Consider the following 12,565-nt stretch of genomic DNA (forward strand, 5'->3'; position numbering starts at 1 on the left):
CTGTCGGTGCCACCCGCGTGCCTGTGCGGTTCCGTCCTGCTCGCCCGCTCCCCGACCTTCCCTGACTCCCCTCCTCTCCATCCAACATCCCGGCCCGGCCCCCGGGCCTCATCCAAGGAGATGCCTCATGAGCGCCCCTTCCGGTTCCCCCACGATCGCCGAGAACATCCGGGCCCTGTCCCGTGCCCAGAAGTCCAAGGCCGGCGCCCCCCTCTACTCCCGCATTATCAATCGGCCAGCAGGGCGGGTCCTGGCGGCCGTCGCCCATCGTCTGGGCGCGACCCCGGACCAGGTGACGGTGCTCTCCGCACTGTGCACCTACAGTGGCATCGCCCTCATCGCCCTGTGGCGTCCCACAGTCGCTTCGGCCGTGGCGACCGCGCTGCTACTCATGTTCGGTTATGCCCTCGACGCCGCTGACGGGCAGCTGGCAAGATTACGCAATGGTGGTTCTAAGGCCGGTGAATGGCTCGACCATGTTGCTGACGTTATTAAGCTCTCGACAATTCATGGAGCCATCGCGATCTCCTTGTTTCGTTTTGCGGACCTGACGCCGCCGGTACTGCTTATTCCGCTCGCTTTCGGAGCGATTCAGAATATCCACTTCTTCAGTTATATTCTGACTTATCAGCTGCGTTATCACGGCGGTACGCCACTGGCCAAGGACGAGTCCCGTCCGGGCGTCATCAAGTCCGTCCTGTCGGCTCCCACGGACTACGGGCTCATGTGCTTCGTGCTCATGACCCGCTTCGCCCCCACGGTCTTCCTGTGGATCTACGGCGTCATGCTCCTGGGGTACGTGGGCTACGTGGTTCTGGCCCTGCCCAAGTGGTACCGGGACCTGCGGCGCGACGCCCAGTAGATCGCGGCGCTCCGCCACCCCGTTGACAATCGACGCTTAAGGAATCTTATGTCTCTGCTTACCGGCCGCAAGGCGCTACTGGTCTATACGGGACGCAAGGATGGGCTGGGCAACCGTGTGCGTGCGCTGCTGTCCGCCCAGGAGCTCGCCCGGGTCGAGGACCGCGACCTCTACTACGTGTGGAGCACCGACCAGTACTTCGGCCCCCGAATGGATGAGCTCTGGCACTTCGATGAGGGCACCGCGGTGTCGAGACTGACCTCCCGGGCGCTCATGCCCCTGGCACGACTGCGACAGCCCAAGGGCGTTCAGATCACGCCCGTGCTGCGCCGCGCCCACCTGTGGCAGATCCACTCCCACGGTCTGCCCATCACCTGGGAGGACCCCTCCTGGAAGGGTGGAGCCGAGGAGGGGGTCGCACGCACCGGACCGCGCCCCTGGACCGAGCGCCTGCGCGAGCTCACGCCCGTCGATGAGATCGCCGACCAGGTCCGCTCCCTCTACGACGCCCACCTGCGTGGACGCCCCTACGTCGGCATCCAGGTTCGCACCCACGCGGTTTCGCACGCCAAGACCATCGAGTCCTCACCGGTGGAGTGGTTCGCCAACCGGATGCGTCAGATCCGTGCCGACCACCCCGACGTCCCCTTCTTCCTGTCCTGCGACACCCCCGAGGCCCAGGAGCAGCTGGCCGGTGAGTTCGACGGCTGCGTCTTCCTCACCGACAAGGGCGGCTACAACACCATCAAGGGTGTGCGCTCGGGCTTGGTCGACCTCTACCTGCTGGCCAGTTCCCAGCACCTCATCGGGGCCTCCTTCTCCAGCTTCGTGGAGATGGCCGTCTTCCTGTGCGACGGCGTCGTCCCCTTCGAGCGGCCCGATCAGCCCTTCGAGGGTGAGCTCAGCCTGTCCCTGGGGCTGGCCGACGACCCCCTGCGCCCCGCCCGGCGCTGATGCCTTGCGTCGTCGGCGCCGAGTCGGGCATCTTTCGCGTAGCCCTGCAGCTGTTCAGCAGGGCTACGCGAGAACTGCAGGCCTGGGCGGATCAGCGCCCCAGGAGCTCGTCGACGATCCGGGCCATGGTGGCGCGGTAGCCGACCACGGAGAACCTCTCGGCCGCCTCGCGCTCGCCCTGCTCGGCCAGCCGGGTCGCCAGGTCCGGGTCCGTCGCCAGACTCCCCAGTGCCTCGGCCAGAGCCTCGGCGTCGTCGGCGGGCACGAGCAGTCCGGTGACCTCATCGGTGACGACCTCCGCCAGGCCCTGGACCCGGGAGGCCACGAGCGGTCTGGCCGCGTGCATCGCCTCGACCGCCGTGTTGCCGAAGGGCTCGGCCCGTGAGGGCACGACGACGGCGTCGGCGGCCTCCAGCACCGGCCAGGTGGGGCGCACGTAGCCCAGCAGCTCCACGTGCCCGTCCAGGTCCGGCTGGGCAGCACGCTCGCGCAGCTCCTCCTCGTACCACTCGTACCCGGGGAAGACCGATCCGCACACGCTCAAGGAGGCATCCACCCCCGAGCGGCGCATCAGCCCGACGGCGTCCAGGGCCACGTCCACACCCTTCCGAGGGGACAGGCGTCCCACCATGGCGATCTGGAACGGATCGCCGGGGCGGCGTCGACGTAAGGCCTCCAGGGGATGGTCCGGACCCGCGACCCCGTTATGGACGACCTCCGTGCGGGAGGCCAGGTGCGGCTGGACCTCCAGGAGCGCGTCCCGGGCGGCCCCGGAGTTCGCCACGATCCGGGAGGCCGCCAGCAACGGTGCATTGAGTCCGGCGCGGATGATCCGGCGCTGAGTGTCCTCGGCCTCGTGAACATGCGCCAGCACGGGAACGCCGGCCGCGCTCGCGGCTACCGGCCACCACGGGATCGTCACCGTGTTGGTGAGGACCACCTCGGCCCGGCTGGCGCGGATGACGGCGCGCAGCCGGGCGATCTCCGGAGCGGCCTGAACGGACAGCTTCGCCAGTCCCCGGGGGCTCAGCAAGGCCTTGCGCAGCACCGTGAAAGGCATGACTGCCACGCGGGCGCCGGCCTCGCGCAGCACCTCGACCAGGGGACCGTCCAGGGGCAGGGCCACGAGGACCTCGTGACCGGTCTCGATGAGTCCGTGGATGGTCTCGACCAGCTGCCAGTCCGAGCCGTAGAGATCGGGGGAGGGATGCGCCACGAGGACCCGAGCGGCGCTGGTGCGCTCACCGCCCGCCTCGCCCCGGCTCACAGGCTCACCTTCCCGGTACGACGCCCGCTGGGGCGGTGGCGAGTCGGTCCCTCGAGTGCGAGGCGCCGGGCCAGGGCCTCGTAGCCGGAGGCCACCTCGTCCCAGTCGTAGAGGGCCGCCCGCTCTCGGGACTCCTCGCCACGTGCGGTCTGGGCCTCGACGTCGGACTCGGCGGAGGTGACCAGGGCGGCCACGTCGTCGGGACAGGCCCAGTAGCGACCGGCCTCCCCCAGAACCTCGCGGTTGAAGGAGACGTCGAAGGCGTCCACCGCGGCCCCAGCGCCGATGGCGCGTAGGAGGGAGGGGTTCGTGCCGCCCACGGAGTGGCCGTGGTAGTAGACCAGGGCGCCGGCGTAGAGAGCATCGAGCAGCTCCTGGTCCCACAGGCCTCCGAGCAGCCGGACGCGGTCGTCGGCCAGCGACTGGATCCGGGCGGTGTAGTCGTCGGCGTAGGGCGCTGAGCCGACGACGACCAGCGGCAGCGTGGCCCCGGAGCGTACGTATCCCTCAACGATGACGTCGACGTGGTTCTCCATCTCGAAGCGGGCCACGACTAGATGGAAGCCCTTGGGAACCAGGTCCAGCTCGGCCAGGCGCGAGGTGTCCGCCGTGATCCGGGGCGCACCGTAGGAGATGAGGTCGGTGGGGGCGTTGAACTCGTCGGTGTAGTAGTCGGCGATGCCCTGGGCGTCGGCGATGAGCGCGTCGGAGTAGCGCACGGCCAGGGCCTCGGCCGCGCGGTAGTAGCGCTTGCCGGTGGGACCCCACTTGCCGCGGCGCCACTCCAGCCCGTCGACGTGGGTGGCCACCGGGACGCGGGCGGCGCGCAGTGCGGGCAGGAAGGGGGAGTTGGCGGCGTTGAAGACGAAGGCGGCGTCCGGGTGGGTACGGCGCAGCAGGTGGACTACCGACAGTGCCGTGTGAGACAGGGTCTCCAGACTGCGGTTCTTGACCGAGGGCAGTTCGACGAGACGCATCCCCAGGTAGGTGCTGGGAAGCGGGGTCTGCGGCTCAGGGTTGCGGCAGTAGACCAGGACCTGGTGGCCGCGGTCGGCCAGGCGGCGGCCGACCTCCTCGATTGCGGTCTCGAAACCTCCGTAGCGGGCGGGGACGCCACGCGTCCCGATCATGGCGATGCGGAGCCGGTTCGGGTTCACGGCAGTCAACGGAGTCCTTTCGAAAGGCGGCGGAGCCGGTCAGGGATGGGAACCGGTGACCCTGGTTGGATCTGACCGCCGACGGCGGCCCGGGTGGAGGATCACCGAGGAGGATGACGCCGGGGTGGTGACAACGCGGACAATACGGGCAACGAGGATGACGAGCAGACTCGGCTCCTGCCCGCGAGCTCGTGCGTACCCGCCGGGTGGTTGCGCCGCGTAGACGTAGACCCCGGGACACCTGGTCAGGAGTCTAGAGGCAGACACGATCCGACACCTGCGGAATGCGTGCGGTTCCGTTGCAATTTCTCAGGCGAGGATGCCCAGTGGGGCCGTACTGGCGCGCCATCGGTGCGCCATCGCGGAGCCGTCGGGGTGCGGGAGCAGGACCCGACTGGCGCCGGTGCAGGTGGTCTACTCCACCTGGGCGCGGGCTGGGCATTCCGGTCAAGAATCAGGTGTGGAACCCAGCGCAGGTTAATGAGAGGCTATCTGTGAGAAAAGTGGGCAGAGGGTACGCTCTGGCAACGTTAGTGATTGATTCCACAACAAGAGGTGGAACAAAGTCTGCTTGAACCGTTATCAAGACGTTACCTCTGTAATAGCCTCGTGACCGGCGCCGGTCTTACCACCAGCCCTTCGGGCTGCGAGTGGGGCTGCCCCGTCATATTGCGCCACTTACCCAGGTTCCCTCACGTCTTAAGAACGGAGCACTCGTGCATCCTTCCCGTGCTGTCTCCAGTGTGGGGGCGGTCCTGACCGCCCTCCCCCTCGCTCTTGGTGCGCTCGTCGCCCCTACTTTTGCCGCGCCCCCGGCTGCTGCTGCCCAGGGGCAGGTCACTCTCGCCTCCCCGCAGGTTCTGCCCACTCCTCAGATCGACGGCATCGTCTGGGATCAGGCGGTCGTGGGGAACACGGTCTACGTCGTCGGAGAGTTCAAGAACGCCCGTCCGTTCGGCGCTGCCGACGGCGAGAACGAGTCCCCTCGTTACAACGCCATGGCCTTCGATATCACCACGGGTGCGCTGCTGGACTGGGCGCCCAAGGTCAACGGCAAGATCAGCGCGGTCGAGGCCTCTGCCGACGGATCCACCATCTACCTCGGTGGCAACTTCACCTCCGTCAATGATGAGACCGCCTACCGAGTCGCTGCGGTCGACGCTGCAGGCAAGCGCAAGCCGCTGGCTGCCTCGGCCAACGGGGCGGTCATGGACCTGGAGCTCTCGCCTGACGGATCCACTCTGTACATGTCGGGCTCCTTCACCCAGATCAACTCCTCGGCGCGTCAGCGCGCAGGCGCCGTGGATCTCAAGACCCAGAAGGTCAACAACTTCGCGCCCGCAGTCGACGACTTCATGGTGCGGTCCATCACGGTGGCAGCTGACAACTCCGCAGTGGCGATCGGTGGCTCCTTCACCACGGTGGGGGGATCCTCCGACGGCTACGGCGTGGCCATCCTGGAGAAGGACGGGTCCCTGCGGCACACCAATGTCGCCAGCGTGGTCCACAACGGCGGGAAGGACTCCGGCATTATGAGCCTGAAGTCGGACTCCAAGGGCCTCTACGGCGTCGGCTACTCCCAGGAGGGCACCTTCGAGGGGATGTTCCGCGCCAGCTGGACCACGGGGGACATCGACCTCATGGCCGACTGCCACGGTGACAGCTACGACGTACTACCCACCAATGACGTTATCTACACCGCCAGTCACGCCCACGACTGCAGCAACATCGGAGGCTTCTCCGACCGTTCGGACGAGGGCGTCTACCACCACGCCGTCGGCTTCTCCAGCACGGCCACCGGTACCGTGAGGTCCAACACGGCGCGGGGCTACAGCGACTACGCCGGGCAGCCCGCCCCCACTCAGTACGACGGTTTCCTGCCTGGTTTTGAGAACGGTAGCTACAGCGGGCTGAGTCAGGCCGTGTGGACCGTCGAGGGCAACAGTCAGTACCTCGTGTACGCCGGTGAGTTCGTGGCCGTCAACGGAACCGCCCAGCAGGGGATCGTCCGCTTCTCCATGAGCGGGGGCAACGCCGGTGCTCAGCCGGGCAACAACGGTGACAACAACGGCAACGACAACGGCGACAACAACGACGGCAAGGACAAGAAGAACAAGGACAAGAAGGATAAGAAGAACAAGAAGAACCAGGACGGCTGGGACAACCAGGACGACTGGGACAACCAGGACGGTTGGGACCAGAACGCTGGCGACAACAACCAGGGTGGCGGTTGGTGGTGGTGGTGACCATGAATCCCGCCGAGTCCGCCCGTCATCTCCGACGTCCGGCTGAGTCCTCCGGTTCTCAGATCGGTAGCGATGTGCTCCCGAACTCAGTGGCCGCCGATGGCGTCGCTGCGCGTCGTGGAGGTCGTACGCTTCGGCATGTGTCACGAACTCGATTGCTGATCCTGCCCGCCGTCCTGGTACTGGGGCTGGGGCTGGCCGCCTGCGGAGGCGGGAAGTCCCACAGTGCCGCCAGCTCATCCGCTTCGTCCGCGTCTGCCAGTGGGTCGGCTGCGGCCTCGGCACCTGCCGCGGCCTCGAACGCCACCACTCCGACGGTCCAGACCGCGAAGCCGTCGCCGGCTCCTCCGTCGCCGTCGAACGAGGTCGCCACCCCGGACGCCTCCTCGATCGACCCCAAGGCCGTTGAGACTGGCGACCTGTCCAAGGACGAGTACCCTGAGGTGTCTCTGGACAAGTCGGTCCGCGTTGACGGGGACGTCGTCATCTCCCTGGGGAAGCTCCAGGCTCAGGACTTCGCCTCGGGACCCGCTGAAGTGGGAGGTCCCGGTGTCTTGGTGCCGGTGACGGTGACGAACAACTCCGGTCAGGACCTGGCACTGGCCAGCGTGCTGTCCACCACGGTCAACTACGGCGAGGGTGGCGGTACGCCCGCCAGTGAGATCGTCTCGGCCTCGGACGCAGTGCCCGCCTCGCTCGCCGCCGGTCAGACGGTGACCGTCAATCGCGCCTTCGTCATCCCGGCTGAGGATCGCGCGAGCGTCAAGGTGGTTGTTGATCTGGGGGCGGACCACGGTGCTGCCACATTCCGGGGGTCCGCCGGCTGACGCAGGTCGTCGTTCTTGCAGGATCTGTCCTCCTACGGCTCTTCCCCTCCAGGCGCCGTCCGCAGCTCGTCGAAGCGAGCTCGGACGGCGCCTGTGTGTCTGCGCTGAGCGGTGAGGCAAGGGCTGTCGTGTTGCCGTGCTGTGACATTGCCTGACCTCTCTCTGAGATCAACCTGAATAATGTCGATGCAAAGTCTGGTTTTGATGATTAAGACTTATGGGTGTAGCGAAACCATTGCCATAGTGGGGATTTGGTGCGATCTGACCGAAAGGTTGACGTCGTCCGAAAATGTTCTGGGCTGTGGTATGCGCCAAGTACTCGGCAGGGGAGTTGTTGTCGGTGTACTATAAGCCGACCCGTCGACCCTGGTCGGGTACGGATTACCAGCCGCTCGTGAGGTTGTGTGTCCGTGATCTGCGTATGTTCTGAATGGAATACCTGTGAAGCTCCCCCGCCGACTTCTGAGCGGCCTCTTGGCTGCGGCTCTTATCCCCCTTGGCGCCGTCACTCTTGCCCCGGCAGCACCCGCCGCCGCGGACCCGGCCCCCGCCGGCGCTGCCGGCGCTCCTAGCACCGTCTCCGCCGACGCCCTGCCCACCGCCCAGATCAACGGCATCGTCTGGGATCAGGTCGTGGTGGGCGACGTCGTCTACGCCGTCGGAAAGTTCTCCGCGGTCCGGCCCGCGGGCTCGCCGGCCGGCCAGAACGAGTCGCCGCGCGGCAACGCGATGGCCTACAACATCAACACTGGAGAGATCCTCGACTGGGCTCCCACCACCAACGCCACCATCAACACGATCGCCGCCTCCGCCGACGGTCAGACCCTCTACCTGGGCGGGGAGTTCACGACACTGAACAACCAGACTGCGTGGCGCGTCGGTGCGGTCAGGGCCGCCGACGGTCAGCGGGTGCCCCTGGGGGCCTCCGCCAACAACAGCGTCAAGGCCCTCAGCGTCTCCGCCAATGGCCAGACGCTCTACATCGGCGGTGCCTTCACTCAGATCAACTCCTCGGCCCGCCAGCGTGTCGCCGCGATCAACCTGAGCACCCAGAAGGTGACAGGCTTCGCTCCGAAGATCGACAACTACTACGTGCGCAGCATCGTTGAGGCCACTGACGGCTCGGCCGTGGCCATCGGCGGGGCCTTCGAGTCCGTCGGGGGCAGCGACAAGCCCGGTCACGGGATCGCCGTCTTCGAGACCGACGGCACCCTGCGCAAGAACAATGTCTCCAGCGTGGTCCGTGGTGCCGGAGCCGAGGCCTCTGTCATGAGCGTGAAGGCCGACGAGCAGGGCCTGTACGCCGCGAGCTACTCCCGGCTGGGCACCTTCGAAGGCGTCATGCGCCTGAACTGGACCACCGGGAACATCGACTACATGGCCGACTGCCACGGCGACTCCTACGACGTCCTGCCCGCCGGCGACGTCGTCTACGCCGCCAGCCACTCCCACGACTGCTCCAACATCGGCGGCTTCCCGGACGTCGCGTATCACTACCACAACGCGGTGGCCTACACGAACGCCGCCACCGGAACGGTGGAGGAGAACCACGGCTGGGGTTACAAGAACTACGCCGGCCAGAACGCCACCACGAACCTCAACTTCTACCCCGACTTCACGCCGGGCAAGATCTCCGGCGCCGTCCAGGCGACCTGGACCGTCGAGGGCAATGACAAGTACGTCGTCTACGGAGGTGAGTTCCTGGCCGTCAACGGCACTGCCCAGCAGGGTCTGGTGCGCTTCGCCCGCCGCGACATCGCCCCCAACAAGCAGGGCCCCATGGACAAGGGCGGTGCCTTCAAGGTCTCCGGCTCCTCGCCGCGCGCCGGCGTCGTGTCCCTGTCCTTCAAGGCCAACTGGGACCGTGATGACAAGACCCTGACCTACAACGTCTTCCGTGACTCCATGAACGGCCAGCCGGTCTCCAGCCAGTCGGTGACCGCCGGTTTCTGGGAGCGCCCCGACCTCAGCGCCACCGACGTCGTCGACCCCGGAAGCACTCACCGCTACCGGGTTCAGGTCACCGACCAGTGGGGCGCCTCCACGACCTCCGACTGGGTGACTGTCAAGGCCGGTGAGGGACAGGGCCTGAGTAAGTACGGAGCCCGCGTCCTGGCCGACGGCGCCGCCCACTACTGGTCCTTCGATGAGACCAGCGGCGACAAGGCCGAGGACTTCGTGGCCGAGCGCAACATGACGATCCGCGGCAAGGCCTACAAGCGCGGGGGCGGGTCCGTCCTGGGCTCCGGAGCCTCGTTGACCATGACCTCGGACGCCAATAACAAGTCGCACGCCGCGACGCGCGTTGCCTCCCAGGCGCCCACGGCCTTCTCGATGGAGGCATGGGTGCGCACCAGCTCGACCTCGGGCGGGGCGATCATGAGCTACGGCTCCTCCGCGACCAACCAGTCGTGGAATCGTGACCGCATGGTGTACATGCGTGACGACGGCACCCTCAGCTTCATGCTCTACCCGGGCAAGCTCGCCACCATCACCACGCCCAAGAGCTACAACGACGGCCAGTGGCACCACATCGTGGCCTCGCTGAGCCCAACCTCCGGCGCGATGCTCTATGTGGACGGTAACCTCGCCGCCTTCGACGGCTCCATGACCAAGGGGCAGAGCTACTCCGGTTACTGGCGTATCGGTGGGGATGCCCTGAGCGGTGTCAACGGGCAGCCCTCCAACACCAACATCCAGGCCGACATTGATGAGGCCGCTGTCTACAGCACACCGCTGTCCGCCCGACAGATCGCCGAGCACTACACCGCCGCCACCGGCAAGCAGGTCGAGCCGGACAAGGGCGACGGCAAGGGTAAGGACAATGGCAAGGACAACGCCGGCAAGGGTAAGGACAAGGACAAGCAGCCCGAGGGCAAGGCTCTGCTGGAGGACCCCTTCGAGCGCAGCGTGAACGGTGGCTGGGGCAAGGCCGCCACCGGCGGTTCCTGGAAGACCACCTGGAACGCAGCGGCCTTCTCCGTCGACGGCACCAGTGGCCGGATCGCCATGGCCGGTCCGCGCTCCTCGGCGTCGATCATCTCTGACGAGATCAAGTCGACCTCCACCGACGCCGTCGTGGACTTCTCCCTGGACGCGGTGCCCTCCGGCAACGGTGCGTTCATCTCCTACGCCGCTCGCTCGACCAAGGCCGGCCAGTACCAGGCCACGGTTCGGGTCGGCAGCGCCGGCAACCCCGTTATCACGGTCTCGCGCGTGGTCAAGGGCCGGGAGACCTCGCTGGGCAGCTACGTGCTGCCGCAGGGTTACACGGCTGGCCAGCCGCTCCACCTGCGCATGGTGGTTGACGGTGCGGAGTCGACCAACATCCAGGCCAAGCTCTGGGCCGGCAACACCGAGCCCGCCGAGTGGGGTGTTGAGGTCGTCGACAACGACAAGACCCTCAATGAGGCCGGCAACGTGGGCCTGACCACCTACATGTCCGGCTCGGCCGGGCCGGAGACCGTCACCCTGTCGGTCGACAAGGTCACCATCAAGCAGCACTGACACCTGCTGGCAACGGGCCGGGCCGGGAAGAAGCTTGTTCTTCCCGGCCCGGCCCGTTGTGGTTTGCACAGGGAACGGCTGCCCGCGGACCGGGGGTGCCGTGGCGTCGATGTGATCCGCCTTGACCACAGGCATGGATCCGGCTGGACGCCCGCCGACCAGCACTCGGCCACTCTCCGATATGTCACACGGCGGCAACACGGTCCGTCTCTAGGATCTCCCTGTAGCGAGAATCCACTAGGAGGAACCATGATCAGGGTAGCGATCAACGGATACGGCAATCTCGGCCGTGGCGCCGAGCAGGCCATCACCAAGAACAAGGACATGGAGCTCGTCGTCGTCTTCACCCGGCGCGACCCGGCCTCGGTCACCACCCAGGGGGCCCCCGTCGCCCACGTGGATGACATGGCCGCCTGGGCCGACAAGGTCGATGTCTGCCTGAACTGCGGGGGCTCCGCCACCGATCTGATCGAGCAGACCCCGGCGACGGCAGCCCTGTTCAACACGGTCGACTCCTTCGACACCCACGCCCGCATCCCTGAGCACTTCGCCGCCGTCGACGCGGCCGCCAAGGCCGCCGGGAAGGTCGCCCTGATCTCTGCCGGCTGGGACCCGGGCCTGTTCTCCATGCTGCGGGTCCTGGGGGAGGCCGTCCTGCCCGACGGCGCCACCACCACGTTCTGGGGGCCCGGCGTCTCCCAGGGGCACTCCGACGCCCTGCGCCGCATCGACGGCGTCGTGGACGCCAAGCAGTACACCCGCCCGGTGGAGGCGACCGTCGCCGCGGTCAAGGCCGGAGACGACGTCGAGCTGACCACTCGCTCCATGCACACGCGCGACTGCTACGTGGTGGCCGAGGAGGGCGCTGACCTGGCCCGCATCGAGCGGGAGATCGTGGAGATGCCCAACTACTTCGCCGACTACGACACCACCGTCACCTTCATCACCGCCGAGGAGCTGGCCGCCGAGCATGCGGGTATCCCGCACGGCGGTTCCGTCATCCGTCGCGGGCACACCTCCGACGGCGTGGCCGAGACCGTGAGCTTCGAGCTGCAGCTCGGCTCCAACCCGGAGTTCACCGGCTCGGTCCTGGCCGCCACGGCGCGCGCGGTGGCGAGGTTGGCCGCTCGCGGCGAGTCCGGTGCGCGCACCGTCTTCGACGTGACGCTCGCCGACCTGTCCGCCACGACTCCCGAGGACCTGCGCGCCCACTACCTGTGAGGCGGACAGCCTGATGCGTCCCGCCGCCGATTCGACGTCGGCGGCGGGACGAAGAATGCGTTGTCTCGTGGCTTCCGAGAGCTTCGGTGTCATGACATCTCAAGAAGCCGGCAGGGCGGGTATCTCGAGCGCGATTGTCGTTGTTCGTTCTGTCGGCAGCGGGCTTGGTCGTTTGGGTGGTGCCTGGCGTGTACTGCACGAGGACCGGGGGCTACTGGGCAAGGTCTGGGTGTACTCCATGAGGCGCGGGGACTCGGGCAGTACTCACAATCCCTGGCCAGTACATCCCTACCCCTGCGGAGTGGGCCGACCTGAAAGGGCTCGGGTCGGAGCCGGTGTTGAGTCAGTGCCACTGGGACCTTGCGCAGGGGCGGATGAGGCCGGGGGTGTCAGGATCTGCCGTGAAGATCCTGGCCCCGGTTACGCGAGCGGCCCGGTGTCCACACAGCGGACATCAGTGAGCCCGCCGTCGATGAGTCCGGCAGAGATCCTCGGAGTTCTGCGGTTCTGGCTCGGCCTGTGGG

Annotated in this window: 8 protein-coding genes; 6 read left to right on the top strand and 2 right to left on the bottom strand. The window is 67.1% G+C overall.

Going from position 1 to position 12,565, the window contains the following annotated elements:
* The first annotated feature begins 127 nt into the window (after positions 1-127).
* Together BKH33_RS09385 and BKH33_RS09390 are read left to right on the top strand one after the other, a co-directional pair.
* Positions 128-862 carry a CDP-alcohol phosphatidyltransferase family protein gene (locus tag BKH33_RS09385; RefSeq protein WP_076072787.1) on the top strand — a complete coding sequence of 245 codons (735 nt, stop codon included), beginning with the start codon at positions 128-130 and terminating at the stop codon, positions 860-862.
* Positions 863-910: 48 nt separating this feature from the next.
* The gene (locus BKH33_RS09390; protein ID WP_076072784.1) at positions 911-1,816 is read left to right on the top strand and encodes an O-fucosyltransferase family protein; all 906 of its coding nucleotides are present in this window, start codon (positions 911-913) and stop codon (positions 1,814-1,816) included.
* A 91-nt stretch (positions 1,817-1,907) separates the two neighbouring features.
* Here BKH33_RS09390 and BKH33_RS09395 read toward each other — a convergent pair whose 3' ends face one another.
* On the bottom strand, positions 1,908-3,083 hold the full coding sequence (locus tag BKH33_RS09395; protein WP_003782616.1) for a glycosyltransferase family 4 protein: 1,176 nt from the start codon (positions 3,081-3,083) through the stop codon (positions 1,908-1,910).
* Positions 3,080-4,213 carry a DUF1972 domain-containing protein gene (locus BKH33_RS09400; RefSeq protein ID WP_076067541.1) on the bottom strand — a complete coding sequence of 378 codons (1,134 nt, stop codon included), beginning with the start codon at positions 4,211-4,213 and terminating at the stop codon, positions 3,080-3,082. Before BKH33_RS09400 ends, BKH33_RS09395 begins: the two co-directional genes overlap by 4 nt.
* A 743-nt stretch (positions 4,214-4,956) precedes the next feature.
* Between BKH33_RS09400 and BKH33_RS09405 the strand changes: the two genes are divergently transcribed.
* The 4 genes from BKH33_RS09405 to BKH33_RS09420 all read left to right on the top strand — a co-directional run bounded on the left by BKH33_RS09405 (position 4,957) and on the right by BKH33_RS09420 (position 12,041).
* A complete protein-coding gene (locus BKH33_RS09405) occupies positions 4,957-6,486 on the top strand; it encodes a hypothetical protein (RefSeq protein ID WP_003783475.1) in 1,530 nt (509 codons plus the stop codon).
* Positions 6,487-6,641: 155 nt separating this feature from the next.
* Positions 6,642-7,313, top strand: coding sequence for a hypothetical protein (locus BKH33_RS09410; protein WP_043539416.1), 672 nt, complete (start codon positions 6,642-6,644; stop codon positions 7,311-7,313).
* 441 nt (positions 7,314-7,754) lie between these two features.
* Positions 7,755-10,820 (top strand): LamG domain-containing protein, encoded by a 3,066-nt coding sequence (locus tag BKH33_RS09415; protein ID WP_003783473.1) that lies wholly within the window; start codon positions 7,755-7,757, stop codon positions 10,818-10,820.
* Between the two features lie 249 nt (positions 10,821-11,069).
* On the top strand, positions 11,070-12,041 hold the full coding sequence (locus tag BKH33_RS09420) for a diaminopimelate dehydrogenase (protein WP_003783468.1): 972 nt from the start codon (positions 11,070-11,072) through the stop codon (positions 12,039-12,041).
* Positions 12,042-12,565 lie beyond the last annotated feature (524 nt).

Origin of the sequence: Actinomyces naeslundii (assembly GCF_001956585.1) — a bacterium.
Taxonomy (GTDB): domain Bacteria; phylum Actinomycetota; class Actinomycetes; order Actinomycetales; family Actinomycetaceae; genus Actinomyces; species Actinomyces naeslundii.

What these genes read in the sequence shown, in the direction of transcription:
- BKH33_RS09385 (WP_076072787.1), top strand. Translation starts at nt 128, where the DNA reads ATGAGCGCCCCTTCCGGTTCCCCCACGATCGCCGAGAACATCCGGGCC.
- BKH33_RS09390 (WP_076072784.1), top strand. Translation starts at nt 911, where the DNA reads ATGTCTCTGCTTACCGGCCGCAAGGCGCTACTGGTCTATACGGGACGC.
- BKH33_RS09400 (WP_076067541.1), bottom strand. Translation starts at nt 4,213, where the DNA reads ATGATCGGGACGCGTGGCGTCCCCGCCCGCTACGGAGGTTTCGAGACC.
- BKH33_RS09420 (WP_003783468.1), top strand. Translation starts at nt 11,070, where the DNA reads ATGATCAGGGTAGCGATCAACGGATACGGCAATCTCGGCCGTGGCGCC.